The organism is Gordonia sp. 135 (assembly GCF_009720185.1).
Classification (GTDB): Bacteria; Actinomycetota; Actinomycetes; order Mycobacteriales; family Mycobacteriaceae; genus Gordonia; species Gordonia alkanivorans.
Genome location: NZ_CP046257.1, coordinates 2,417,562 through 2,442,628, shown reverse-complemented (window position 1 = coordinate 2,442,628; position 25,067 = coordinate 2,417,562). Strand labels below are relative to the sequence as shown.

Annotated in this window: 22 protein-coding genes and 1 pseudogene; 7 read left to right on the top strand and 16 right to left on the bottom strand. The window is 65.0% G+C overall.

The window, feature by feature from the left end; genetic code table 11:
* Positions 1-41: 41 nt before the first annotated feature.
* The 3 genes from GKZ92_RS11000 to GKZ92_RS10990 are packed head-to-tail and all read left to right on the top strand — an operon-like array spanning position 42 to position 4,821.
* Complete coding sequence (locus GKZ92_RS11000) at positions 42-1,283, top strand: ABC transporter substrate-binding protein (RefSeq protein WP_155225252.1); 1,242 nt, start codon at positions 42-44, stop codon at positions 1,281-1,283.
* A gap of 47 nt (positions 1,284-1,330) precedes the next feature.
* A complete protein-coding gene (locus GKZ92_RS10995) occupies positions 1,331-4,099 on the top strand; it encodes a branched-chain amino acid ABC transporter permease/ATP-binding protein (protein ID WP_155225251.1) in 2,769 nt (922 codons plus the stop codon).
* The gene (locus tag GKZ92_RS10990) at positions 4,096-4,821 is read left to right on the top strand and encodes an ABC transporter ATP-binding protein (RefSeq protein WP_075863353.1); all 726 of its coding nucleotides are present in this window, start codon (positions 4,096-4,098) and stop codon (positions 4,819-4,821) included. The genes GKZ92_RS10995 and GKZ92_RS10990 overlap by 4 nt, the downstream gene beginning before the upstream one ends.
* A 393-nt stretch (positions 4,822-5,214) precedes the next feature.
* On the opposite strand, the gene GKZ92_RS10980 is transcribed toward GKZ92_RS10990, so the two are convergent.
* The 4 genes from GKZ92_RS10980 to GKZ92_RS10965 form a co-directional block, all read right to left on the bottom strand.
* The gene (locus GKZ92_RS10980; RefSeq protein WP_230461936.1) at positions 5,215-5,871 is read right to left on the bottom strand and encodes a hypothetical protein; all 657 of its coding nucleotides are present in this window, start codon (positions 5,869-5,871) and stop codon (positions 5,215-5,217) included.
* Positions 5,872-6,100: 229 nt separating this feature from the next.
* Positions 6,101-7,351: an NAD(P)/FAD-dependent oxidoreductase gene (locus GKZ92_RS10975; protein ID WP_155225250.1), complete on the bottom strand. Its 1,251-nt coding sequence runs from the start codon at positions 7,349-7,351 to the stop codon at positions 6,101-6,103.
* Positions 7,348-8,736, bottom strand: coding sequence for a cytochrome P450 (locus tag GKZ92_RS10970; protein ID WP_155225249.1), 1,389 nt, complete (start codon positions 8,734-8,736; stop codon positions 7,348-7,350). The genes GKZ92_RS10975 and GKZ92_RS10970 overlap by 4 nt, the downstream gene beginning before the upstream one ends.
* A gap of 19 nt (positions 8,737-8,755) precedes the next feature.
* Positions 8,756-9,076, bottom strand: a complete 321-nt coding sequence (locus GKZ92_RS10965) for a 2Fe-2S iron-sulfur cluster-binding protein (protein ID WP_006357602.1) — start codon at positions 9,074-9,076, stop codon at positions 8,756-8,758.
* Positions 9,077-9,248: 172 nt separating this feature from the next.
* Between GKZ92_RS10965 and GKZ92_RS10960 the strand changes: the two genes are divergently transcribed.
* Positions 9,249-9,884, top strand: a complete 636-nt coding sequence (locus tag GKZ92_RS10960; RefSeq protein WP_155225248.1) for a TetR/AcrR family transcriptional regulator — start codon at positions 9,249-9,251, stop codon at positions 9,882-9,884.
* 307 nt (positions 9,885-10,191) lie between these two features.
* Positions 10,192-11,124, top strand: a complete 933-nt coding sequence (locus GKZ92_RS23720) for a hypothetical protein (RefSeq protein WP_230461935.1) — start codon at positions 10,192-10,194, stop codon at positions 11,122-11,124.
* Between the two features lie 3 nt (positions 11,125-11,127).
* On the opposite strand, the gene GKZ92_RS10950 is transcribed toward GKZ92_RS23720, so the two are convergent.
* From GKZ92_RS10950 to GKZ92_RS10920, 7 genes are all read right to left on the bottom strand, one after another.
* A complete protein-coding gene (locus GKZ92_RS10950; RefSeq protein WP_155225247.1) occupies positions 11,128-11,994 on the bottom strand; it encodes a formate/nitrite transporter family protein in 867 nt (288 codons plus the stop codon).
* Positions 11,995-12,222: 228 nt separating this feature from the next.
* A complete protein-coding gene (locus tag GKZ92_RS10945; RefSeq protein WP_155225246.1) occupies positions 12,223-12,798 on the bottom strand; it encodes a hypothetical protein in 576 nt (191 codons plus the stop codon).
* A gap of 79 nt (positions 12,799-12,877) precedes the next feature.
* Complete coding sequence (locus GKZ92_RS10940) at positions 12,878-13,036, bottom strand: hypothetical protein (protein WP_155225245.1); 159 nt, start codon at positions 13,034-13,036, stop codon at positions 12,878-12,880.
* A gap of 27 nt (positions 13,037-13,063) precedes the next feature.
* The gene (gene eutC, locus GKZ92_RS10935) at positions 13,064-13,834 is read right to left on the bottom strand and encodes an ethanolamine ammonia-lyase subunit EutC (RefSeq protein WP_155225244.1); all 771 of its coding nucleotides are present in this window, start codon (positions 13,832-13,834) and stop codon (positions 13,064-13,066) included.
* The gene (locus GKZ92_RS10930; RefSeq protein WP_155225243.1) at positions 13,831-15,240 is read right to left on the bottom strand and encodes an ethanolamine ammonia-lyase subunit EutB; all 1,410 of its coding nucleotides are present in this window, start codon (positions 15,238-15,240) and stop codon (positions 13,831-13,833) included. The genes eutC and GKZ92_RS10930 overlap by 4 nt, the downstream gene beginning before the upstream one ends.
* Positions 15,237-16,679 carry an ethanolamine permease gene (gene eat / locus GKZ92_RS10925; protein ID WP_006357610.1) on the bottom strand — a complete coding sequence of 481 codons (1,443 nt, stop codon included), beginning with the start codon at positions 16,677-16,679 and terminating at the stop codon, positions 15,237-15,239. Before eat ends, GKZ92_RS10930 begins: the two co-directional genes overlap by 4 nt.
* A 219-nt stretch (positions 16,680-16,898) precedes the next feature.
* Positions 16,899-17,792 (bottom strand): SGNH/GDSL hydrolase family protein, encoded by an 894-nt coding sequence (locus GKZ92_RS10920; RefSeq protein WP_035752385.1) that lies wholly within the window; start codon positions 17,790-17,792, stop codon positions 16,899-16,901.
* Positions 17,793-18,055: 263 nt separating this feature from the next.
* Here GKZ92_RS10920 and GKZ92_RS10915 point away from each other — a divergent pair, with 263 nt between their 5' ends.
* Positions 18,056-18,943, top strand: a complete 888-nt coding sequence (locus tag GKZ92_RS10915; RefSeq protein ID WP_006357612.1) for a universal stress protein — start codon at positions 18,056-18,058, stop codon at positions 18,941-18,943.
* Between the two features lie 624 nt (positions 18,944-19,567).
* Here the strand turns inward: GKZ92_RS10915 and GKZ92_RS10910 are convergent.
* From GKZ92_RS10910 to GKZ92_RS10895, 4 genes and pseudogenes are all read right to left on the bottom strand, one after another.
* Positions 19,568-20,740, bottom strand: coding sequence for a L,D-transpeptidase (locus GKZ92_RS10910; protein ID WP_006357614.1), 1,173 nt, complete (start codon positions 20,738-20,740; stop codon positions 19,568-19,570).
* 436 nt (positions 20,741-21,176) lie between these two features.
* Positions 21,177-21,419 (bottom strand): annotated as a pseudogene (locus tag GKZ92_RS23715) (M23 family metallopeptidase); the annotation flags it as partial.
* Between the two features lie 301 nt (positions 21,420-21,720).
* Positions 21,721-22,560 carry a F510_1955 family glycosylhydrolase gene (locus GKZ92_RS10900; protein ID WP_006357616.1) on the bottom strand — a complete coding sequence of 280 codons (840 nt, stop codon included), beginning with the start codon at positions 22,558-22,560 and terminating at the stop codon, positions 21,721-21,723.
* Between the two features lie 111 nt (positions 22,561-22,671).
* Positions 22,672-22,989, bottom strand: a complete 318-nt coding sequence (locus tag GKZ92_RS10895; RefSeq protein ID WP_010844644.1) for a hypothetical protein — start codon at positions 22,987-22,989, stop codon at positions 22,672-22,674.
* A gap of 235 nt (positions 22,990-23,224) precedes the next feature.
* Between GKZ92_RS10895 and GKZ92_RS10890 the strand changes: the two genes are divergently transcribed.
* Complete coding sequence (locus GKZ92_RS10890) at positions 23,225-24,175, top strand: M56 family metallopeptidase (protein WP_006357618.1); 951 nt, start codon at positions 23,225-23,227, stop codon at positions 24,173-24,175.
* A gap of 28 nt (positions 24,176-24,203) precedes the next feature.
* Here GKZ92_RS10890 and GKZ92_RS10885 read toward each other — a convergent pair whose 3' ends face one another.
* A complete protein-coding gene (locus tag GKZ92_RS10885; protein WP_035718242.1) occupies positions 24,204-24,857 on the bottom strand; it encodes a DUF305 domain-containing protein in 654 nt (217 codons plus the stop codon).
* Positions 24,858-25,067 lie beyond the last annotated feature (210 nt).

Below are 25,067 nucleotides of genomic sequence, written 5' to 3'. Positions count from 1 at the left end.
ACGGCGGCGCCGTACTTGATCCCCAATCGAAAAGGACACCTATGAAACCCTTCAGAGGCTCGCGCGTCGCCCAGGTGGTGGCTGCGTCGATCGCGGTGGTCGCGCTCAGTGCGACAGCTGCATGTAGCAGTGACGACAGCAGTGACGGCTCCGCGTCGGAGAGTGTCGCCGCACCGGAGGGTTCGTTCCCCGGAAATGCGGCCAGTGGCGAGCCGGTGAAGATCGGTCTCATCAACAACGAGGGCGGACAGGCCATCTCGATGCCCGAGAACCGGGAATCGGCCGAAGCCGTCGTCAAGTACGCCAACGAGAACCTCGGCGGAATCGGTGGCCGGCCCATCGAACTGGTCATCTGCAAGCAAGGTGAAGACGCCAATCAGGCCCGAGACTGTGCCAACAAGATGGTGGAGGCCAAGGTCTCTGCCGTCCTCATGACCAGTAGCGGCCAGGGCAATTCGATGGTCCCGATCATCACCGGGGCCGGCATTCCCTACGTTTCCGCAGCGGGTCAGGCATCGTCGGAGCTGACCACCGACGGTGCGTTCATGTGGACCGCAGGCCTGCCCGGCGCGCTCACCTCGATGGCGAAGTACTCCGCCAACCAGAGCATGAAGAACGTCACGGCCTACGTCATCGACGTCCCGGCAGCGACCGCCGGTGTCCAGGCGATGGGCGCCCCCGCCTTCCAGGCCGCGGGAGTCAACCTCAAGGTCGTTCCGATCCCGCCGGGCACCCCGGACGCCACTCCGCAGGTGAGCGCGGGCCTCGGCGACAACCCCGACGGTGTGGTCGTCATCGGTGAATCCACCCTCTGCACATCGGTGTTCAAGGCACTGGGCACGGTATCGACGACGGCCGAGAAGATGACCATCCAGCCGTGCTCCGATCCGGCCGTGGTGGAAGCGGTCGGCAACCAGAACCTCAACGGCACCAAGGTCTTCACCGCCTCGGTCATCAACGCCGACGATCCCGAGACGCAGCTCTACAAGGCGATCATGGCCAAGTACGCGCCCGACACCGACATCGAAGGATTCGCGATCATCGGTTACCAGGGCATGCTCGGCCTGGTCCGCGCAACCGAGTCGGTCCAGGGGACGGACACGTCGCCGGCCGCGTTGACCGCCGCGATCAAGTCCGCCAAGGACGTTGTCCTGCCGGCCGGTTACGGTCTCAAGTTCACCTGCGACGGCAAGGCGATGCCCGGCATGGTCTCGGTGTGCGGCAGCGGAGGAATCGTCGAGACCTTCGAAAACGGCGAGCTCGTCGACCCCCAGCTCGTCTGACCTGACGAACGTTCACCACACCCGCACGATCATCCGGAAGTCGGTAGATGACCCAAGATATTCAGTTCTTGCTCCTAGGGCTCGGCAACGGCGCTGTCTACGCAGCATTGGCACTGGCCCTGGTCATGACCTATCGGAGTTCGGGTGTGGTGAACTTCGCCACCGGTGCCATCGCGCTGTACATCGCGTACACGTACGCGTACCTGCGCGACGGCGAGCTTCTCATCCCGATCCCGGGGTTCCCCAAGACAATTGATCTCGGGGGACCCCTGGGATTGGCACCCGCCATGGTGATCGCACTCCTGATCGCCGCCGGCCTCGGCGCCCTTCTCTATCTCTGCGTGTTCCGAATGCTCAGGACCGCACCAGCCACGGCCAAGGCGGTCGCCTCGATCGCCGTGATGTTGGTGATCCAGGCTCTGCTCGCCGCCCGGGTGGGCACCAGCCCGGTGTCGGTGGATGCGATCCTGCCCACCGACATCATCGAGATCGGAGACATCCGCGTTCCCGCCGATCGCGTGTGGATCGCGGCACTGGTCGTCGTGCTGACGGTGCTGTTGATCCTCGCCTTCCGCCTGACCCGATTCGGTCTGGCCACCCGGGCAGCCGCCGAATCGGAGAAGGGCGCAATCGTCGCGGGCCTGTCACCCGAGCGCATCGCCTACGCCAACTGGGCACTGTCGACGATGATCGCAGGTCTGGCAGGCATCCTGATCGCCCCGATCGTCCCGCTGATCCCGGTGTCCTACACGCTCTTCATCGTGCCGGCCCTCGCCGCGGCGCTGGTCGGCAACTTCTCCGCGATCGGTCCGGCGGTCGCCGCCGGTCTGGGAATCGGTGTCTTGCAGTCGGAGATGACACATCTCCAGGCATCCGTCAGCTGGATGCCACAGTCCGGGATGGCCGAGCTCATACCCCTGGCGATGATCCTGATCTTCCTGGTGGTGCGCGGCAAACCCCTGCCGACCCGTGGTGCCATCATCCAGAACACTCTGGGCGCCGCACCGCGACCACGAAACCTGTTGATCCCCGCCATCGTCGGTATCGTGGTCGCCCTCGGGTTCCTGATCTTCACCGAGGGCAGTATCCGAGGCGCGGTCATCGTCACCTTCACGGTGGCGATCATCGCCCTGTCGCAAGTGGTGGTCACCGGGTTCGCCGGTCAGATCTCGTTGGCGCAGTTGACCCTTGCGGGAGTCGCCGCGTACACGATGTCGCGCCTGACCACCGATTGGGGCGTTCCGTTCCCGATCGCGCCGGTGTTGGCGGCTCTGGTGGCGACGGTGGTGGGTGTCGTCGTCGGACTCCCGGCACTGCGGATCCGGGGCTTGCCGGTCGCGGTCGTGACGCTCAGTCTCGCGGTGTTCCTGGAGGCGTTCTGGTTCCGCAACAACGAGTTCAACGGTGGGATCGACGGGGCGGTCGTCCAGGATCCGTCGCTGTTCGGTCTCGACCTCGGCATCGGCTCCGGAAGTACCTATCCCAACATCGCATTCGGCATCCTGTGTCTGATCGTCCTGACGCTGGTCGGCCTGGGCGTCGCCCGGCTGCGGACCAGTCGTCTGGGTGCCTCGATGCTGGCCGTTCGCGCCAACGAACGCTCCGCCGCCGCCGCCGGGGTCAACGTGTCACGAACAAAACTGGTGGCCTTCGCAATCGGCGCGTTCATCGCCGGGATCGGCGGCTCCCTCATGGCCTATCAACAGACGGTGGTGGTTCCCGAATCCTATGCCGCCATCGCCGGAATCGGCATGTTCGCACTGGTGTACCTGGCCGGCGTCACCTGCGTCTCCGGCGGCGTCCTCGCGGGCATCATGGGCGCCGGCGGCATCCTGTTCGTGCTGCTCGATCGCGCGGTCAACCTGGGCACCTACTACCACGTCATCACCGGCGTGCTCCTGGTCATCACCATCATCGCCAACCCCGAGGGCATCATCTCCGAGGTCCACAAGGCGACGAACTGGTTGCGCAACAGAATCTTCGGCAACCGCAAGGAAACCGATGCCGACCTCGACCTCGCACTCTCGTCCGGGACCCACACGACGGTCGAAGGGTTTTCGCGCGCACCGGGAGAGGTCATCCTGTCGTCGAAGGGGATCGGCGTCCGATACGGCGGGGTCACCGCCGTCGACGATGTGTCGTTCGACGTGCGGGACGGGGAGATCATCGGCCTGATCGGTCCCAACGGTGCCGGGAAGACCACGTTCATCGACGCCATCAGCGGGTTCGCCGACGCCACCGGCAGCGTGACCCTGGAGGGTGACAGCCTCGACGGGCAGCGCCCCTATCAGCGCAGCCGCCACGGCCTGGGTCGCACGTTCCAGGGGATCGAACTGTACGACGACCTGTCGGTCCGTGAGAACGTCGCGGTCGGAACCACCGCCGCCCGGCATCGCCCGGACACCGCGACGCTGGGGGACGAGGACCTGGACCGCCTCTTCGAGCTGTTGCACCTCACCCCGGTGGTGGACCGGCAGGTGAAGGAACTCTCGCAGGGGCAGCGGCAACTCGTCTCGGTCGCTCGCGCACTCGCCGGACGACCTCGGGTGGTCCTGCTCGACGAACCGGCTGCCGGCCTCGACAGCACCGAGAGCGTCTGGCTCGGACACCGCCTGCGTGCGATCCGTGATGCGGGGGTGACCGTCGTGATGATCGACCATGACATGGAACTGGTTCTCGCAGTGTGCGATCGGATCGTCGTCCTCGACCTGGGAGAGGTGATCGCGATCGGCACACCCGACGAGATCCGCACCGACCCCGCTGTCGCCAGCGCCTACCTCGGCGCCACCCACAGCGGTGAGGAGCTGAAAGCATGAGCCACGTACTCACCTGCACAGGTCTGGACGCCGGGTACACCGGCCGCCCGTGTGTCCGCGGATTCGATCTCGAACTCGCGGCCGGGGAAGTGCTGGCACTCCTCGGGCCGAACGGGGCGGGCAAGACGACGGTGCTGATGACACTGGCCGGGTTGCTGCCGAGCCTGGCCGGCGAGGTGTCGATCGACGGTCACAAGGTGAAGTCCGGACACGCACGGAGCGCCGCGAAGGCCGGACTGGTGTTGGTTCCCGACGACCGTTCGTTGTTCACCTCGCTCACCGTCGAGGAGAACCTGCGGCTCTCCGTCCGGTCTCGGCGTTCCTGGCCGACGGAACGGGACACCATTGTGGAGACCTTCCCCCAGCTCGCCGACCGGCTCAAGGTGGCCGCTGGTGCACTCTCCGGAGGCGAGCAGCAGATGCTCGCGATCGGACGGGCTCTCGTTCAGCACCCCAAGGTCCTGCTGATCGACGAACTCAGCATGGGCCTGGCGCCGGTCATCGTCGAACGCCTGCTGCCTATCGTCCGCGCCGTCGCCGACAACACCGGCACCGCAGTGATTCTCGTGGAACAGCACGTGCAACTCGCCCTTGGTGTCGCGGATACCGCGATGGTCATGCGGCACGGAAATCAGGTACTGCAGGGCAATGCGTCGGAGCTGGCCGCGACACCCGAGGTGATCGAGAACGCGTACATGGGTGAGGCGTTCGCTGGACCCTGACATCGCGGTGGTGTGCCACACGCCACGACTACGGGGCGGACGTCCGCGGCTGTGACCTGCGAGGACCATCGTTCTGCGGTGTCGAAACCGGGGCCTCGGCCGTGTCCGTACAGAGGTCGTTGTCAGCCAGTTTCCTGCGCTGCGCGCCGGCGAGGATCCGTCAGGAACGAAGGTGCATCGAGGTGTCGCCGACGTGGGTGATGTCGCCGTAGTCGCGACTCGCGAAGTGCCACTCACCGTCGTCGACAACGAAAGTGTCGTGGTGTCGGCCGATCATGACGACGTACTCTCCGTCCGGCCCGTGCTGCACCACCGTGTACGCTGCCCGCACCGACCCGGTTGCCGGAGACGAACACTTCCGCTCGGCCGAAGAGCTCTGCGACACCTGTGAGGTCACCGCCATCCAAGCGTTGAACGTAACTGCGCAGCAGGGCCGTGATGGCCGAAGTCGGAGATCCCATCAGCCGTGGACTCGGACGGCCAGCGACCGGAGGCGGCGGACGAGAAGGCTTCGCTCCCAATGGGGATCGGCGGTGTCGACGGTGGGGATCCGAGCAGTTCGGCGACAACCGCCATCGGCAAACGTTGGGCGACGGCGGCGACCCAGTCGATCCGGCCGTCGCGGAGCCCTTCGGACCACAAGCGCTCGACGGTGACGTCGATGAACGGTTCGAGTGCACGAACCCGCTTGGCCACCAACGACGGCATGACCATCGCACGGTGGGCTTTGTGACTCGGGTCGTCGACCGTGGCCAACACATGGATGGGGGAGCCCAACTCGGCTATCGGGTACTCCTCGACCTTGCCGCCCTCTTTCCACACCATCGTCGCGGTGAGGTTGGAGGAGAAATCTTCGGGCCGTGCTACCGCCTCGGCGATCGCATCCCATCCCGTGACGAGATAGAAGTTCGAGTCACCGACACGGCTGACAGGAGCGGCTCGGGTCAGAGCGGACAGTTCTGGATACGGATCGTCAAGATCATGCACGCCACAAGGGTGTATGCCGTTGTCCCGCGCACCTAGCAGTATCGGCAGGGTCGATACGATCACGGCATCGATCCGACCTGCGATTGTCTCAACGTGACGCTTCGAACTGCGGTTTGTCTCTGGGTCGTGGTGTCATGTCGTCTCACGGTGAGATCACGCTGACGGCTGCCGACATCGACCGGAACCGGGCCCGGGCTGGAGAAGGCCAGTCGGCGACGGGCTCGATCGACTGCCGCAGCGGTCGTCCAGCGACTCAGGTCAGCCGTGTCACCGGTTGGCCGGGGTGATCGCGCTATGCGGTCGCCTTGTTGCGAACCGACGCGAGTTGAGACGCGATCGGTATGTCGAGATCGGCAAGTGCATCGCGATCGACCGGCAGGCCCTGTGTCAGAACACGTTTGCTGAACATGAACTCTTGCGGACGATTGACGCAGTCGGCTGCGATCAGTTCTCCCGCTCGCAGGTAGAAGCAGGCGAACTCGCGGTCCGACGTCGGGTCCCCGCGGAGTACGACGCTGTCGTACCCGGTGTTGAGTCCGGCGATCTGCAGCTTGAGGTCGTATTGGTCTGACCAGAACCACGGAAGAGCCGAGATCGTCGCCTCCTTGCCGCACATGGTGGCGGCGGCGACCTTGGCCTGCTCACCGGCGCTCGGCACCGACTCGAGTCGCGTCTTCCCGTACCGCTCATCGTGATACGCGACGCAGTCTCCGGCCGCGGTGATGTGGGGGTCGCTCGTGCGGCCGTGCGCATCGACGATGATGCCGTCGTCGACGGCGAGCCCGGCTTCATGCGCGAGCTCGATGTTCGGCCGGACGCCGATCCCGACGATCACGAAATCCGCAGGGACAGTCTCGCCGTCGGCGAGGCGTACCCCCGTCACGCGATCTGTGTCGTCGTCGCCCTCGAAGCCGACGACGGTCGCACCGGTCCGGATGTGAACGCCCTCTGCTTCGTGGATTCGACGGAAGTAGTCGGAGACCTCCGGAGCGGTGACCCGCGGCAGGACACGGTCGGCCGCCTCCACGACGGTGACAGAGAGACCCAGTTTGCGCAGCGATGCCGCTGTCTCGAGTCCGATGTATCCGCCGCCCACGATGACGGCGCGCTTGCTGCCGGGAACATCGGCGCGGATCGCCTCGACGTCCTCGGCCGTCCGAAGGTAGTACACGCCGCCGAGGTCGGCTCCCGGAATCCGTAGGCGCACTGGGCGAGCACCGGTACACAGGGCGAGCCGGTCGTAGTACACCGACTCGCCATTCGTCAGGACGACGCGCTGTTCGGCGCGGTCGATGCGTTCGACTCGAGCACGACGAACCTCGATGTCCTGCTTGTCGTAGAACTCGGTGCCGCGGATCAGCAGGTCGTCGATCCCGACGGTGTCCGCCAGGTACGTCTTCGACATCGGCGGACGGTGATACGGCAGGTACGGCTCGTCGCCGACCAGGACGACCTCGCCGTCCCACCCCGACGACCGAAGCTGCGCACTCAGTTGGGCGCCGGCATGGCTGGCCCCGACGACGACCGCACGCCCCGTGGTCATGACCGTGTCTTCGGCGTGAGTTCGACCATCAGCTTGCTGTAACCACGGACGAAGTTGGACTGCACGTACTCGGGTTCCTCGATGACCTTGATGTCATCGAAGCGCTGCAGCAGTTCTTCCCAGAGGATGCGCAGCTGCAGTTCGGCGAGACGGTTGCCCATGCACCGGTGCACACCGAAACCGAATGCCATGTGGTTGCGGGCGTTCGGCCGGTCGATGATGAGTTCGTCGGGGCTGTCGAACTTGGTCTCGTCCCGGTTGCCCGAGGCGTACCACATCACCAGCTTGTCGCCCTTGCGGATGAATTGGCCGTTGAGAATCGCATCCTTCTTCGCGACCCGTCGCATGTACGCGAGCGGGGTCTGCCAGCGGATGATCTCCGACACCATGTTCGGGATCAGGCTCGGATCAGCCTTGAGCTTCTCGAACTCGGCGGGGAACTTGTTCAGTGCGTAGACACCGCCCGACATCGAGTTGCGCGTGGTGTCGTTTCCGCCGACGATCAGCAGCGTCAGGTTGCCGATGAACTCCATCGGACGCTTCACTAGGTCGGCGGTCTTCGGATCGGACTGCAGCATGCTGATGAGGTCGAATCCCGGTGCCTCGCCGGCGGCGCGTCGTGCGGCCTTGTCGTGCCACAGCGCGCTGAAGGCACGGGTCATCTCCAGGGCTGCCGCGTACACCTCGTCGGGATCGCTGGCGCCGCCGGTGGCCTGTTCGCTGCCGGACGCGAGATCGGACCAGCGGACGAGACTGCGCCGCTGCTCGTACGGGAAGTCGAGGATGGTCGCCAGGGTCCGGGCGGTGATCTCGACCGAAACGCGATCGACCCAATTGAACGGTTCGCCGACGGGAAGGTTGTCGAGAACCTCGCACACGCGTTCCCGGATCAGCCCTTCCATCTCCTTGAGATTCTTCGGGGCGACGACGCCCTGAACGGCGCGACGCTGCTCGTCATGCCGCGGCGGGTCCATCGCGATGAACATCTCGACGTCGAGGCCCGGTGGGGGAGTGCCGATCACGATGAAGGGTTCGGCCGAGAAGGTCTCGTGGTCCTTGTCGACTGTCATGATGTCGTCGTAGCGGGTGATCGACCAGAACGGGCCGAACCGGCTTTCCGGCTGATAGTGGACCGGCGCCTCGGCGCGGAGGCGAGCGAAGTAGGGAACCCACTGCCCCTGCCGGTACATGAACGGGTTGCTCATGTCGATCTCGTCCAGACCGACTTCGTTGACCGGCGGGATAGGCTGCTCCACATAGGTTTCCGGCCGCGACTCGCCGAGCAGGCGAGCACGCGTCTTGTGGAAGAGCTGGAGGCCCTGAACCTGACGGTCCAGCGGGATGTTCGCCTGCACCGTCTCAACGACGCGGTCGAGGATCTGCATCAGTGGTTCTCCGATCGGTTCAGAACTGGAATTCGGGAAGATTGACGATGAGGCCGTCGTGCTCGGCGTTCAGCGCGATCTGGCACGACAGACGCGACGTCGCCTGGCAGTCGGGATTCATCTCGAGCATCTGCTCTTCGGCGACAGTGCGGCTGCCGGCCGCGGCGGCCCACTGCTGCTCGACGATGACGTGGCAGGTGCCGCAGGCGGCGTCGCCCCCGCAGTCACCGTCGATTCCCGACACGCCGTTGTCGGTCGCTACTTGCATCAGGTTCTGTCCCTCGACGAACGGGACCTCCTGCTTTTCGCCGTCGTGGGTGACGAAGGTGACGCTGGCCATGACTTCCTCCTCGGGTTGGGCTGCCCCCGGTGTGACGATTGCCACGTGTTGGCGCTGTCAACATGAGAATGGCCCACGATGTTGTCCTTGTCAACATCCGTTGGCACACATGTTGCCCGTGTCGCGTTCACCCAGGTAGGAGGACTGCACACGCGTCGGTAGAGTGACCGCCATGGCATCGGAGCGCAGCACCTACCACCACGGCAACCTTCGCAATGCCCTCATCGACGAGGCGTGGGAGCTGGCGCGCACCAGCGCGCCAGAGAAGGTGACCGTCCGCGAGGCGGCGCGTCGCGCCGGCGTTTCCCACAACGCTGCCTACCGGCATTTCGCGGACCGCCAGGAGCTGATGACGTCGATCGCCGATCGTGCCCTCGCAACACTCGCCGACTTGATGCGCGAGCGGATCGCGACGGTTCCCGACGACCAGGCCCCCGGGGAGGTCGCACGATCCCGGTTCCGGGAGACCGCACGTGCCTATGCCCTCTTCGCGATCGACGAACCGCATCTGTTCCAGGTGGCGTTCCACGCCGAGTTCTCGCGACCGGGTGTCAATCCGGACGTGTCCGCGCGCCGCGACGGCCCGTACGCCATCCTGCACAGCGTCCTCGACGAGATGGTGGCAGTCGGGGAGATCCCGCCGGAACGCCGCCCGGACTCCGAGATCGTCTGTTGGGCAGCGGTTCACGGATTCGCCGAACTCTGCATCAAGGGACCGCTGGGGTTGTTACCCGAAGCCGAGCACGAGAACTACTTCGAGCGACTCATCGGCACGATTCTGCACGGACTGAAGGCCCCGCTCGGCTGACCCGTGAACTTCTGCGTCGCACGACGTTTCGACACTTCTCCACGGATTGCCCACCACCGGTGTTGAGCTGACGTATGTTCACCTGAACCCAATGCCGAGGGATTCGGGTATCTCCGCACGGGCGAGTCCGCAGCAAACGCCGCTCCGGAACGATCGAATACCGCGGAAGAGGTACCGGATGTCAACGAGAGGTCGTCGGTGTCGTACGACGCGCCTGATCGCCGCCATAGCCGTCAGCGGTCTGGCAATTGTCAGCTCTGCGTGCAACCAAGAATCCGACGCGAGCACAGGGGAGTCGCTGCAGATTGTGCTGGGTTCGCCTCCACAGGCGTCGCAGATCCCATTGGTCTACGGCGTCGACCACTACGGCGGTGACCTCGGGCTGAACCTCAGCGTCGAACAGAACGTCACGATCACCGACACGCACACCGACGCGGTGAAGACCTTGTCCGACGCCGATGCCGAGGTTCTGGCGACGTCGTTCTCCGCGATTCTGGATGCGCGGAAACGGGGAGAGGACCTCAAGGTGTTCTGCCCGTACGTCAGCATGGACGACTTCGTTCTGGCCGGCGCGAACGGTGTGAACACGGCCGGCCAGCTGTTCGAGACGTCGACCCGCGTGGGCATCGACAGCCCGGGCGGCGCCGGCGCCATCGTCCTCAACGCGCTGTTGAGCGGCATCGGCGAGCCCCGGGACGTCCACGAGATCCCGAATCCGAAGATCATCGAAAGCTCAAGCGCCCGAACCGAAGCGTGGGCTACAGGACAGCTCGACGCCACCGTCATCCACGACACGCAGTACGACGCCGCCCACTCAACGGTGAACCGGCCGGTCCTGATCGCCACCCTTTACGAGAACGCCCCCGGTTTCATCAAGGTGGCCCAAGCCGCCGAGGCCGACTGGCTCGTACAGAACCGTGAACTGGCCGCGCAGTACTGCGCCACCACGCTGCGGGCGATGAAGGAACTGAAGAGCGACTTCGCCGTCTTCCGGGCTGCGGTCGGCGAGTACGTCGAAGAACCGCCGTCCGAACAGTCACTCAGAGAGCTCTACGACCTCATCCAGAAGTACCCGTTCTGGACAGAAGACGGCGGGCTCTCCGACGAGAGTGTGGAATTCATGATCGACATCGCTACCGAGTCGGGCGTCCTGACCGGACCGATGAATGCCGCCGATGTCGTCGACCGGGAGACGCTGCGTAGGGCCGTCGAACTCGCGAACACGCCGTCGACGGGGTAGTACTCACTTCCTGCCTGAGGGCACGTCGTTGCGGTCGGAGTCGGGCCCGGGCGCTTGGCGTTCCTGCTCGACCAGTTGCTTGGTCCGGAGCAGGCGCAAGGCCGTCACCAGCACGATGCCGCCGATGATGTTGAACACGACGGTGTACCAGAACCATGACAACCACCCGACGACGGTGACCCCGCCGCCGACCTGGATCGCTCCGAAGATGAGCAGCGAGTCGAGGACGGAGTGGAACAGCTGTAGACCCGCCAGCAGAAACGCTGTTCCGACAGTCGCCGCGATCTTGGCCGGGTCGGACGACGTGCCCTGCTGCATCCGGGTCAGGAGAGTCATGACGGCTCCACCGAGCACCGCCAGACAAATGCTCTGCAACGACAGCGGGGCGTCGACGAAGTGGTGTGCCGACTCCGACAGGGTCTCGTTCCATTCCGGAAACGATCGCGTGATCAGCCACATGATGACCCAACCTCCGAGGAGGTTGGCGAGCAGTGTGCCGACCCAGAGCTTGATCAGCTGAAGAACAGACCCCTTACGCGCCACCACCGCGGCGATGGGCATCAGGAAGTCCTCGGTGAACAGCTCGCTGTGCGCGAGGTATATCGCGATGAGTCCGATGCTGAAGGCGAGGCCTCCCAGGAGGTGGCTGCCGGTTTCGTGGACGACGGCCAGCATCGCCATGACGCCGAGTCCGACCTCCAGCCCACCGAAGAAGCCGGTGATGAGAACTGTGCGCACCGCCCGGTACAGGCGTTCGGTGCCCTCGGTCACGACTTCGTCGAAGCTCTCCTCGAGTTGCTGTTCGAGGGGGCCGTCCGCGCGACCGGCCGCGCGTCGGTCGTCCTCGTGGTCCCGCTGGTTCGCAGTCATCGCCATTCCTCTCGGAACGCGGGGCAGGCGCCACGCACCGCCCCTGCGCGGTCCCGCGCTGCTGCAGGTGCGACCCGAATGCTACGCGTCGTCGACGACTACGCAGGGGAACCGACCGATGCACGGCCGGTGTGCGTTGATGACGGTCGGTGGGCGGGCTCAGGTACGAGGAGACCGAACAGGTTGCGACTCATTGTTTCCGGCCGACGAAACCCCCAGCGGTTGGGGTCAGGCCGGCTCCAGCGCCCGGTTCGCCTTCTCCAGAGCGGCGAGCGTACGCAGGACGGAATCCCGCTTCGCGGTCAGGTCCGACACCTTGGCCTTGCCGCTCAAGCCGGAGTCCTTCTGCGCGATCGCCAAGCGTTCCTCGATCTCCGCGAGCTGCGCCAGCAGGTTCTCGGCGCGGCTCATGAGCTCGGCGCGGTCGGGGCGGGTGACTCCGGACTTGTCATTCTGCGTCCTGGTCGCAGGCGCCTTGGTGCTCGCCTTCGGAGCGGTGGTCGTGGTGCGGGTCGTGACGCGCTGCCCGGTTCGAGACTTGGCACGCGGAGGGGTGTGCAAGCGGGTCTGGCTCAGCAGCGCACGGGCCTCGCGAGCGGCCACCCGGTGCTCGTGCTCTTCCTCATCCTCCGATGCGAGCGATCCACCCAGGGGCCGCAGACCGTACAAACCGACGAACTCGCGGGCCGCAGCAATGGTCTGTTCTGCAGTGCGGCAGCGCCCGCACCGCGGCTCACCACGGAACTCGGCGATGTCCTCGGTGGACGAGCACCACACGCACACGCGCGAAGTGAGGTCGGTCATGAAAGCATCGTCAGCAGCGGAATTCACGTGAGAAAAGACTACGGCACATGGCTTTTCGATCTGCAGCGGGGTTGCACCCTCAGTCCGACGGATGCCGCGACGGGTGTTCCTCTGAGGACGTCGCCGCGCCGATGACCTCAGCAAAGTAGGCGTCGAGCCGATCGAACAGGCCGAGGAAGGCCTCGAGGTCGCCGTCACCCGACGCCGCGTAGACCGCGATCGCCATTCGAGCAGGCACGCCCAGCAACCTCTCAGGTCACTTCATCTAGCCGTCCAGGATTCGTGCATCACTCCCGCTGAGTTGGTCGCGTGAGGTGTCCTTGAGCGCGACTCCGGATCTCCCGAGTTTGCGGGCGCCGTCGACCAGGGCCGCGGTGATCGCGGCGGCGGTTGTGTAGTCGAGGCCGTCGGGCGGGTGGATGTTGGAGATGCAGTTGCGGTCTGCGTCACTGCGTCCGGCTCGCGGGAGATGGGTGAGGTAGATACCGAGACTGTCGGCGACCGATAGGCCGGGGCGTTCGCCGATGATCATGATCATCGTCTGGGCGCGGAGGGCTTCGCCGATGTGGTCGCCGAGGGCGACGCGCGCTTGGGTTGCGATCACCGGGGGAGCGAGGGAGTAGCGCGGGGCGAGGGTGTCGAGGAGCGCTTCGAGCAATCCTCGTCCGTGGTCGGCGAGCGCACGCGGTGAGAGTCCGTCGGCGAGCACGATGGCGAGGTCGGCTCCGGTGTCGGGCAGGTGAGACAGATCCGCGGGCCGTCGCCCGAGATCTGGTCGCCGCAGGTACTCACTTCGGGAGCCGGCCTCGCTGTGCACATGGAGTGCTGGCTCGATGTCGAGATCACTGATCTGATCGTTGAGGTCGGCCACGTCGAGCGGTTCGTGCACGGCGTCGCGGGCTGCGGAGTGGGCAGCCTTGAACTCGAGTACTCGACGCGAGGGGAGTGAATTCCCGGCCCGGCCCAATCCGATCCGTGCTCGGGTGGTCAGTCGCAGTCCAGCCCAATGGTCCTCGGCCGGTTGGCGGGCGTTCATCGGGCCGCACTCAGTGCACGCAGGGGAGAGTCGAGCACGTCGACGGGCAGGATGCGTCCGTCGGTGTCGGCCATACCGAGTCCGGCCAGCCAGGCCTCGAATTCCGGAGCGGGACGGAGGCCGAGTGCCTGACGCACGTAGAGCGCGTCGTGGAAGGACAGGCTTTGATAGCCGAGCATGACGTCGTCGGCGCCAGGGACGGCGATGACAAACGCGGCGCCGGCGACACCGAGCAGGGTCAGCAGAGTGTCCATGTCGTCTTGGTCTGCTTCGGCATGGTTGGTGTAGCAGACGTCGACACCCATCGGGAGACCGAGGATCTTCCCGCAGAAGTGGTCTTCGAGACCGGCGCGAATGATCTGTTTCCCGTCGTAGAGGTACTCGGGTCCGATGAAGCCGACGACGGTGTTGATCAGGAGAGGTTCGAGGTCACGCGCCACGGCATACGCACGGGTTTCCAGTGTTTGCTGATCGACGGGTTTGCCGCCGGTGCCGAGATGCGCATTCGCCGACAGCGCGGATCCCTGCCCGGTCTCGAGGTACATGACGTTGTCACCGACGGTGCCGCGGTGCAGAGAGCGGCCTGCTTCGTTGGCTTCTCGCAACATCGCGATGTCGATTCCGAAACTGCGGTTGGCGCCCTCGGTCCCAGCGATCGATTGGAAGACCAGGTCGACCGGTACCCCTTTATCGATCAGGTCCACAGTGGTGGTGACGTGTGACAGAACGCAGGATTGCGTCGGGATCTGAAAGCGTTGTCGGATGTCGTCGAGCAGGTACAGCAGCTCCGAGGTCGCGTGTGGCGAGTCGGTCGCCGGGTTGATGCCGATCACCGCGTCTCCGCATCCCATCAACAATCCGTCCAGAGTCGCCGCCGCGATGCCGCGAGGATCGTCGGTGGGATGGTTGGGTTGCAGTCGGGTGGTGATGCGGCCCGGCAGGCCGACTGTGGTGCGGAAAGCTGCGGTGACGGTCGCGGCTGAGGCAACCAGGATCAGGTCCTGGTTGCGCATGATCTTCGATACGGCGGCAACCATTTCGGGGGTCAAACCTGCTGCCACAGCGGCAACTCGAGCGGCACCGTCGTCGCGAACCGCGGTTTCGAGGAACCAGTCACGCAGTCCGCCGACGGTCAGGTGCGCGATCGACTGGAACGCCACCCGGTCGTGGGTGTCGATGATCAGTCGGGTGACCTCATCGGTCTCATACGGAACGACCTGTTCTTCGAGGAAGGTCGTCAAGGGTAGATCTGCGAGTTGCCATGCCGCAGCGGCGCGTTCGGCATCGGACTCGGCAGCACACCCGGCGAGTTCATCGCCGGAGCGGCGGGGGGTGGCCTTGGCCATCAGTTCGACGAGTCCGTCGAAGGTGTAGGTCGTGCCCGAGATCGACTGGGTGTAGATCATCGTAGGTCGTCCTCCGCTTCGGCGAGCGCTGCGAATTCCTCGTCGGGCGAGTTCGCGACGAGCCGGTGTCGGCTGTACAGGGCGAAGTAGAGCATGAACAGGGCGAACACTCCGAGGCAGCACAAGGCTGCCACCACGTCGACGAGGAAAGTCGCGATGACCGCGATGACTGCGACGACGAGTGCGAAGCCCGTGGTCGCGACGCCGCCGGGGGTGCGGTACGGGCGCTTCATATCTGGTTCGCGGCGCCGTAGAACGATGTGGCTGACCATGATCAACACATAGCTCGAGGCGGCACCGAAGACAGCCATGTTCAACAGGAGGTCGCCTTTGCCGGTGAGCGACAGCAGGAAGCCGATGATCCCGGGCACGATCAGCGCTAGCGTGGGGGCCTTGCGTCGGTTGGTCACCGACAACACCGTCGGCAGGTAACCAGCTCGTGAGAGTGCGAACAGCTGGCGCGAGTAGGCATAGATGATCGAGAAGAAGCTCGCGACCAGACCGGCAAGCCCGATGTAGTTGACCACCTTGGCCATCGACGAATCACCCAGTGCCTCGACCAGCGGATTTCCCGACTCCGACATCGGACCTGCACCACCTGCGCCGGTCGTCAGGAACAGCACGGTGACACAGGTGATGAGAAGGACGCTGATCGCAGCGATGATGCCCCGCGGAACGTTTCGTTCGGGGTCGGCGGTCTCTTCGGCCGCCAGCGGTACACCTTCGATCGCCAGGAAGAACCAGATCGCGAACGGAATGGCCGCCCAGATCCCGATGTAACCGAACGGCAGGAACGACGACGACCCGGCTGCGTCCGTGGGTGCGATGTCGGTGAGGTTGCCGATCTCGAAGTGGCCGATGGCAGTGATCGCAAAGATGACCAGACCGACCAACGCGATGGCAGTGATCGCGAACATCACCTTCAACGCCTCGCCTGCGCCGGACAGATGGATTCCGATGAAGATCATGTACACGACCAGATAGACCCACCAGCCGTCGGTGATACCGAACAGGTTCAACGACTCGACGTAGGCGCCGATGAACGTCGCGATCGCTGCCGGCGCGATCGAATACTCGATCAGAATCGCCGTGCCCGTGGCGAATCCGCCCCATGGACCGAGTGCCCGGCGGGCGAACGTGTAACCACCTCCAGCCGCTGGAAGAGCCGAGGACAGCTCAGCCATCCCCAGCACCAGGCACAAGTACATCGCGGCGATGATGACCGCGGCGATCGCCAGGCCGCCGAAGCCGCCGTGTCCGAGGCCGAAGTTCCATCCCGAATAGTCGCCGGAGACCACGTAACTCACACCCAGACCGGCGAGCAGCAGCCACCCGGCGGTGCCGCCCTTGAGTTGACGCTTCGCCAGATAGTCCGCCGATTCTGCGTGACTGTCCACGCCACCGGTGTGGTGCGAACTCTTCGATTCGTCGATAGCCAAACCGGCCTCCTCGGGAGAAGGACCTAGACCCAGTTATCCAGGCCACACTGGTCCGTGAACGTGACGCCTGACATTAAGGCGAGCAACGTTGCAACCGAGTTGGCCAGGGTTGCGCACTGCCCGAACGGGCAGGGCCCGTCCCAGGGTGCGAGCCGCGAGACGTCGGACACGGACCAGCCCGATCGCCGCACCGGGCGAGCAGGTACTCGAGGCGGCCCCTCAGCGCAGTGCGGCCACGACCTGGTCGGCCATCGCCCGCTGACCGAGTGCATTGGCGTGCATCGCCGGGAAGCTGACCGCACCCAACGTCGGCTCGACCCATCGCCGATCGCCCGCGCAGGCGTCGTGGCCTGCGGAGACCTTGGTCATGTCCACATAGGTTGCGCGCGTGGCTGCGGCGGCGCGGCGCATGGCGTCATTGAGGGCGGCGAAGGCCCGGTGTAGGTATTCGGTGTCTCCGGGCGTCGTGAGCAGAGACGCCGAGCAGAGCGCCGAGCCCACCGCCGGGAAGATCTGCGGATACCCCACGAGAAGGACGCGGGCTCGCGGCGCGGCGCGTTTGATGATGCGCAACGCGTTCACGAGGTCGGGGTAGGTCGCGGAGTTGATCCTGTCGACAAACGAGGTGCCGAACTTGTCGCGGCACGGGGTGGCCGACAGCGGCGCCGCCAGCCAGGCCTGCTGGCAAGCCGAGGTCGAGAAGCTGAAGAGCCCGTTGTTGTTCGCGCCGATCGTCAAGGTGATCAAGCGGGTGGCCGACCCCACCGCGGTGATCTGCGGTCCCTGCCACAAGTGTTGCGCCTGGGTCAGGTCTTCGGTCGACGCGCCTGAGCAACTGACGTCGGCGACCGAGAGCCCGCGTCTCTCCGCGACGAGATGGGAGTAGTTGACCAGCGAGTTCGAACAGAACATTGCCGCATTCGTCGCCTGGGGGAATACCGATGCGCCTGCGCTGTAGCTGTCACCGAGATTGACGTACGGGTATCCGTCCGCTGCCCGGGCCCCGCCGGCGTGGGCGAGTCCGCAGACGAGGGCGAGGGCGGTGGCCGCCGCGGTCAGCACGGTTCGAATGCCGAGGCGCCGGCGTAGGTCACGGCCGTACGGCAAGGGCATTCGGGCACTCCAGATCGTGGTGCTCAAGTTACTGATGGTGCTGATGAGACTAACACGGACGGAGAATTGCCTAAGTTGCAGCCGTCGATTCAACGGGCCTGCATTTGTCGCGTGTGACGATTCTCTTTTTGGTCGAATCGGGTCAGGACCTTTCGACGTCATGCCGATGACCTTCGACTCCGGCTTGTCGGCGGTGGCGGGGCGAGGATGAGTGGAGTCGAGGGGAACTGCTGCCGCAGGCTGTGCAGGGTAGGAGACAAACCATGACTGATTCAGTGACCGATGCGACCGCACCGATTGTCGTCGGGGTAGACGGTTCGGACTCCGCTTTGATGGCGGTGAGGTGGGCGGCCGGTGCTGCAGTTCGGGAGCGACGACCCCTGCGGCTGATCTCTGCGGTGGGGATCGTGCCGGGCGCGTACGCGCCGACCGCGACGTTGACGTCCCCGGCAGTGGTCGAGGCGATGCACGCGGGCGCGGCGCGGGCCATCGAGGCCGCGACTCAGGTCGTCGCAGATGTCGACCCTGACGTGGACGTTGCAGGCAAGACTGTGAGCGGGTCGGCCATGCTGACGCTTCGTCACGCGTCCGCGTGGGCGCACATGCTCGTGCTGGGCAGGCGTGGTCTCGGCGGAGTGCGCGGACTGCTCCTCGGATCGGTCAGCACCGACGCCGCCGCGCATGCGGAGTGCCCTGTTGTGGTTGTGGGCGGGCCGGCGCCCACGACCGGCCCCGTGGTCGTCGGTGTCGACGGGTCGCCTACCTCGACTGCGGCGATCGCCCATGCGTTCCGTCAAGCTGACCTGTTGAACACATCTTTGCTCGGGGTGCACGCATATGGAGGGTCTTCGGGCGCAGCGTTCTACGGCGCAGACCAGAGGACCCTTCGACAGTTCGAGGACGAAGCCGAAGAACTGTTGGGTGAACAACTGGCCGGGTATCCCGAGGACTACCCCGATGTGCAGATCGAGCGTCACGTCGGCATCGCCTCACCTGCCGAAGAAATCTTCGATGCGGCTCAGACCGCGCAGCTCGTCGTCGTCGGGACCCGCGGACACGGGGGTATTCGGGGATTGCTGTTGGGGTCGACGAGTCGCGCCGTGGTGCAAGTGGCGCCGTGCCCGGTGATGGTGGTGCACCGCAAGCCCTGACCCGTGACCGGGTTGCTCACTCAGAAACAGGTGTTCCCGGAGGTGGAGCGAGTCACCGATCCTGTGCGGGCTCGCCGCGAGAGGTAGCGCGGTGGATCGACCGTAGGGTCGTCGTCGATGGTGTCGACGTGCGGGTCGGCGAGAATGTTGGTAACCGCAAGGGAGCTGGCACCGAAGGTGGCGAAGTGCGGGTTGACGTCTCTGACGACACTCCGTGCACGGTCCGCCGGCCAAACGAACGCCGGGATCGGCCAAGAAGACCCGAACGGCGCGCGGCGTGGTTGTCGTCCCACGCGGCCAGATCAGCCTCGCCTCGCACAGGTAGTACCGACGGACGCTATGCCGCCGCTGCTCGTTATTGATGTTGATCCTCACGGCACCGGTTCGCCCGCACAGGGTCTCGACATGACTGACCAACGGCCCTCGTGAATTAACCCCTGGCTCAGTGGGTGACCGGTAGTAGCACTCGTCGCGAGTGGTGGTGTGCTGCATTCGAGCGAAGTTCTGTACACCGCGAGAAGCGCCTGAGACAGTGAGCGGGTGAGCCCGTCGTGAACTCGCCCCGGCCGTGCATGGTCGGAAGAACGTGCTGAGCGTCGACGAACTCCAGCCAGGCGGGGGCGCCTAGGTGTCTGCGTTGCCGTTCTTCCATTGTGGCCACGGGATGTTCCAATCGCCGAGTCCATCAACTCCCGGCAGTGTGTCGGCGTTGGTGTTCTTGACCGTGACGGGGTCACCGCGCAGGGTGTTCTTCACGAGCCATTCCGCGTCAGTGGGACTCAGGTTTGGGCAACCGTTGCTGACGTTGCTGCTGCCTTGCGCCGACATCGACCACGGTGCGCCGTGCATGTAAATGCCGCTGTAGGACATTTGCACCGCCCATTGAACGGGTGTGCGGTATCCCGCTGCGGACTCGACAGGCACTCCGTAGGTGGACGAGTCCATGATGATGTGCTCGACGCGATCTCCGATCATGTAGATACCGCGGGGCGTCGGAGTGCTGTCTTTGCCGAACGAGGTCGGCATCGTGCGGATGACCTTGCCGTCTCGTTTGACGACTATCGTTTTGGTGTTGTCGTCGGCAACGATTTCCTGAGCTCGGCCAATCGTGAAGTCGTAGGACAAGTTCTCGTCGCCGTAGAGCCCGTCGCCGAGGTCGACTCCGTAAATGTTGACGGCGACACTGACTTTGGTGCCCGGCGTCCAGAAGCGTTCGGGCCTCCACCGGACTTCGGAGTCGCTGATCCAATAGAACGCACCCCGCATCTGGGGGTCAGACGACACGGTGATCGCCGCCTGTGCCTTCTTTCGGTCGGGGATGGGATCGGCGAACCGCACCCCGACTGTGTGGGCGATCCCGACGGTTTTCTCGCCGAGGATGGCAGCGCTGGTCAGTGACTCCGGTGAGGTCGTGGTGAAGCGCTGCGAGACGACCGATCGACCGCCCACGCCCACGGCCTCGGCTTGAACGGAATACCGCTTCGAATATCCCAGGGGTTGGGTGCTTGTCCACGTTGAGCCGTCCTCGCTCAGTGAGCCCGCCAAGGGACGGCCGCTGGCTGTGGGGATACGGACGTTTGTCAACGCGCCGCGGCTGGCCGTGACAACAATAGGAAGCCCAGGTTCGACAACCGCGTTGGGCGCGAGTCGACCGCCACCTTCGGTGGCCACAGCAATGGAAGGCTGTGCGATGTCGGCGAAGCTGTCAACGGCCTGAATCTCGTTGCTGTAGGCGGCGCCTCCGGTTGAGCTGCACGAGGTCAATAACATCACCACAGCCGTCAGGGCTGCGAGCATCAGCAGTCGCGGAATACCTGCCCGGACCGACCCGCGGCATCCACGAGCGCTCGAGCACTGCGGCTGCGCACCGTAAGCCGCCAAGAGATCACGTGGCTCTTCGATAGCTCGAGTCCTTCTTACGCGGCCCATCGATTGTGGCGAACCCTCTCACTCGGCGCCTGGACTAGGTTTACTATCCACGATAGTAGTTGAATGCTGTGCGCTCCTCTACCCGCTGCACAGCGCGAGAGAAGGTTCGAAACGTCTTCGTGGTGGGCGACCGCCGAGCGGTCACGTCGACCTCATTATTGCCGTGTGGCGACACCCCACAGGTAGTCCCCGCCGATGCGTGTTCGCCACCGCTCGCCGACGTCGAGGCCGTGGTGCGACAACTCTCGCGACACCTGCGGGACCACTCGTCCTCATACCTCCCGCGCGCCGATAAGGCGGGTCGTCCGACGACGTAGACTCCCCGGGTTCTCAACCACGGTGCAGGATCGAGTTTGGGTCCATCTTGCTGCCACACCTTGTAGTGCAGGTGTGGGCCGGTGGAGTAGCCGCGGTTTCCTACCGTTGCGATCTGCGCGCCGGCCAGGACTCGCTGCCAGACGCTCACCAGTGTCTCGCTGATGTGCCCATACACGCCGATCGTGCCGTCGTCTTGCAGCACTCGCATCCACAGCCCGAAGCCGGCGGCCTTCGATAACCGTCCCCGCCCAAGGCGATCTTTGAGGTCGCGGGTTCGGTGTGCTCACGCAGCTGTGACACGCGCAGCAAGTTCGTGGGGTAGTCGGGGCTGCTCGTCTCATCGATAACGACAGTGACGTCTTCGAAGACGTGGCGTTTCTGGGTGCCGTCAGGTGGTCGAGAGTGACCACCCAGGTCGGCCGGGTGCCACCGTCTGTCAGATCCTGCTCGTGGAGTGGGTGGAGTGGACGTGATCAAAAGCGCGTCCGGATCTGAGTCGCCTCCTTCCTTCGTTGCTCCACACGAGTCCGTTAGCTGAGCGTGTAGAGCAATTGTTCGTTTGCGGCGTATGCATTTTCGGCGTTTCTGGCGACCAGCGCGTTGACACTATTGATGGTGCTGCGTTGTTCCCAGTGTGTGCCGTCTGGGCTGCGCCAGACGGTGTCGGCGGTGTCGATGCCCCAGAGCGTGCCATCGGGTGCGGCCGCCAGGAGAGCTAGGGCCGGCGCATCGGGAACGGTTGCGAAGGTCTGGGCGTCGTCGGTGCTGTGTTGCAGGCCATCTGGGGTAGTCGCCCATACGCCGCGGTCGGTGATCGCGAGTGCTGCTGCGGCCAGGGGCGCGCCGGGGGTCCAGCTTCTCCCGTCATCGGTCGATACGAGCAGGCCGTTGATTCCGTCGAAGCCTACGAGTAGTTGTCCGTTGGTGGCGAGCGCGTGGAAGTCGATGTCGCCGGCCACCGATCTCGGTGTCCATGTCTGCCCGCCATCTTCGCTGGCGACGAGTCCCAGCGGGTTGGGTGCCGAGCTCCGCGGGCCGGGATGGCCGGAGGCGAAGATCCGATCAGAGCCGGTTACCCCGGCCAGTCCCATGAAGTCGTCGTCGGAGACGCCGACCCGGCTGGTGGTTCCATCTGCGGTGAGGGCGATTACGCCGGTGTGAGTTCCGGCGAGGATAGTGCCGTCGGCGCGGATGTGCAGGGCGTGGAGGTGGTCGAGTTCTGGGGTCAGTGTTGCGCTCTCTGCTGAGGTTGCCGACGGTGGTGGGGATGTGGGTTGTTCCCGGGTGGAGCAGCCGGTTAGCACAATCAGCGTGGCGATGACTGCGAGGACGACCGCAGCGGTGCGGTTGGACGGGTTTGAGGCAGGCAAGCGGCTAGGACTTTCGTGTGGGTAGGACTGAGTTCGGGCGTGGGTGGTGTGGTGATCGGGGTGGTGGCGAGACCGGGTAGGAGCCGCCCTAACCCTCTGGGGGTGTCGTGGTCACGACTTCTGGATGGGGGTGGAAGGCTGTGAAGGCTTTTGGCCGCAATGCTTTTGGAGGACGAGGGAGATGAGGACGTTGCCGAGGTGGTGACGTGCCCCGGAGAGGTCGCCGATCGCAGCGAGGTGGCGGACGAGACCGATGTGTGCGGCGAGGTGGCGGCGTCGGTTCGAGGTGACGCTGAGGTGGTGGGCGCGGTGGAAAAACTGGTGGGTCGAGTATGGCGTGGGTGCTCGGTAGACGTCTCGCATGGCATGCAGATACTGACGACGGTGGTCGTCGGGGGGCGAGTGCGTCTCCTTCGGGTTCTCGGTCACGGCGCATTCCTCGGACTGGTACGCGCAGGCCGGGTCAACCCGCGTCAACTAACTACTATAAAACCTAGTAATTGGCGGCGCGGTCGGTGCCTGAGTTGCGGCGTCACCGACGAACTTCTGGGGCATACTGGCTGGTGGTGCAGGTGGTGGGTCGCCGGGAAGGTGTGTTGAGTGTGGGTCTCAGCGAGCTGACGGCGGGGCGTCGAGGATCGAGGCGAACGATGGGTGAGCATCCATGAGTGCAGCGGTGGTGTTAGTTGTTGCCGCGGGTGTGCTGGGCTGGTTGTGGCCTCGATGGATGGTTCGGGTGCAGGGCCGTATCGATGCTCGTTGGGTGTTGGTGGCCTGGCCGGCCGCGCAGGTCGTGTTTGCGATGTTGTGGGTGGGAGCTGTTGTGACGCTGGCGGTTCCCGGCCATTTCGGCATCCATTCGTTGTCCGAGGTGGTGTCGTGTCTGCGGGTGTTGTCACACGGCGCATCCCCGCGGGTGGAGGCGATCTCCGGTGGCGTGCTGGCGGTGGTGACCGGGGCAGCGATTGTCCGAGCGGTGACGATCGCGGTGCGATCGGCGGTGCGGATGCGTGGTGCTCGTGAGGAGTATCTGCAGTCGTTGCGGTTGGTGGGCGCCCGCAGTGAGCGCTATCCCGACGTGTGGTGGCTCGCCGACGGGCGGCCGATGGCGTTTTGTCTGCCGGGTAAGGATGCCGGGATCGCCGCCACGACTGGGTTACAGGCGGCGTTGTCCGGTGAGGAACTCGATGCCGTCGTCGCCCATGAGCGCGCGCACCGGCGGCAACGTCATCACACCGTGGTGCTGGCGGCCCGCGCTCTCGGGCGTGCGTTTCCGCTGATTCCGTTGTTCAGCCGCGCGGGCCGTGAGGTCGCCGGCTTGGTCGAGCAAGCCGCCGATGCCCGCGCCGCCCAGCTGGTGGGTGCGCGGGCGGTCTGCTCGGCGTTGGGAACGTTGGCCCGTTCGGGGCCCGTGGCGGGCCCGGTGGGTGTGTTGTCGATCAGCGATTCGTCGTCCGTGGGGCCGCGGCTGAGCCGCTTGGACTCCGGTCACCGGTGCCGGTCGCGGCGTCATCATGTGGGTGCCGCCGCGGCGGTGGCTGGTGTGGTGGCGGTACCGACCACGCTGGCGGCATCCGGTGTCGTCGCGGCGATGGTGATCGCGATGTGTGTGTAGCCGAGGCAAACCCGGGCGGGTCGGGCCGCTAGGGGTTGTTGAGAAGCTGCTGCATCCTGGCGATTTCACTTTCCTGGTCAGTGACGATCTGGCGTGCCAGCGCGATCGCCTCGGGCGATTGGCCGTCTTGAATCTCGGTCTTGGCCATGGCGATGGCGCCGCGGTGGTGTTCGATCATCTGGGTCAGGAACAGGCGCGACGCCTCGGCGCCTTGCGCGTCGCGTAGCTGCTGCATCTGTTCTGGCGACATCATGCCCATCATCGACGGCATCGGGGAGGTACCCGGTGCCATCGAGGTACCCATGTCCATGTTGTGCCCCTGGCCCTCGAGTGGGGCTCCCCATTGCTTCAGCCACGACTGCATCTGCTCGATCTCGGGCTGCTGAGCGTCTTTGATCTGCTGGGCCAGACTGACGACCTGGGGGTTGATGTTGTCCTTCTCCAACAGGATGTCGCTCATCATGATCGCCTGGGTGTGGTGCGGGATCATCTGCTGGGCGAACGAGATGTCCGCGCTGTTGTGTTCGGCAGTGGCCGCCGCTGAGGATTCGGTACTGGCCGCGCTGGTACCCATCCCCGACATCGAGGAATGATCCTCAGTCGAGGTGTCCGAACACGCGGCCACCACTGTCAGAACAGCCGCTGCGGCAGCAACGACGACACCGGTTCGTGTGGCTCTCATCGATCTCCTCCTCAAGGGTGCTACTTCGCCACCGCCCGGCGGCGCTTCGATAACGATTCTACTAACGCCGATAGTAGTTACTCGCCTGTCCGGTGCCGGGAAAACGGGCTGTGAACTGCGCAAACAACGCCGCTAATGCCCGATTAGTTCGCTTCGTGGCGGGATGTTGTGTGACTGGTGGGGCACAAGTGACTTGTGGTGTGATCTCGC

Coding starts and splice junctions, on each gene's coding strand:
- GKZ92_RS11000 (WP_155225252.1), top strand. CDS start 42: ATGAAACCCTTCAGAGGCTCGCGCGTCGCCCAGGTGGTGGCTGCGTCG.
- GKZ92_RS10995 (WP_155225251.1), top strand. CDS start 1,331: ATGACCCAAGATATTCAGTTCTTGCTCCTAGGGCTCGGCAACGGCGCT.
- GKZ92_RS10990 (WP_075863353.1), top strand. CDS start 4,096: ATGAGCCACGTACTCACCTGCACAGGTCTGGACGCCGGGTACACCGGC.
- GKZ92_RS10975 (WP_155225250.1), bottom strand. CDS start 7,351: ATGACCACGGGGCGTGCGGTCGTCGTCGGGGCCAGCCATGCCGGCGCC.
- GKZ92_RS10970 (WP_155225249.1), bottom strand. CDS start 8,736: ATGCAGATCCTCGACCGCGTCGTTGAGACGGTGCAGGCGAACATCCCG.
- GKZ92_RS10965 (WP_006357602.1), bottom strand. CDS start 9,076: ATGGCCAGCGTCACCTTCGTCACCCACGACGGCGAAAAGCAGGAGGTC.
- GKZ92_RS10960 (WP_155225248.1), top strand. CDS start 9,249: ATGGCATCGGAGCGCAGCACCTACCACCACGGCAACCTTCGCAATGCC.
- GKZ92_RS10950 (WP_155225247.1), bottom strand. CDS start 11,994: ATGACTGCGAACCAGCGGGACCACGAGGACGACCGACGCGCGGCCGGT.
- GKZ92_RS10945 (WP_155225246.1), bottom strand. CDS start 12,798: ATGACCGACCTCACTTCGCGCGTGTGCGTGTGGTGCTCGTCCACCGAG.
- eutC (WP_155225244.1), bottom strand. CDS start 13,834: ATGAACGCCCGCCAACCGGCCGAGGACCATTGGGCTGGACTGCGACTG.
- GKZ92_RS10930 (WP_155225243.1), bottom strand. CDS start 15,240: ATGATCTACACCCAGTCGATCTCGGGCACGACCTACACCTTCGACGGA.
- GKZ92_RS10920 (WP_035752385.1), bottom strand. CDS start 17,792: ATGCCCTTGCCGTACGGCCGTGACCTACGCCGGCGCCTCGGCATTCGA.
- GKZ92_RS10915 (WP_006357612.1), top strand. CDS start 18,056: ATGACTGATTCAGTGACCGATGCGACCGCACCGATTGTCGTCGGGGTA.
- GKZ92_RS10910 (WP_006357614.1), bottom strand. CDS start 20,740: ATGCTCGCAGCCCTGACGGCTGTGGTGATGTTATTGACCTCGTGCAGC.
- GKZ92_RS10890 (WP_006357618.1), top strand. CDS start 23,225: ATGAGTGCAGCGGTGGTGTTAGTTGTTGCCGCGGGTGTGCTGGGCTGG.
- GKZ92_RS10885 (WP_035718242.1), bottom strand. CDS start 24,857: ATGAGAGCCACACGAACCGGTGTCGTCGTTGCTGCCGCAGCGGCTGTT.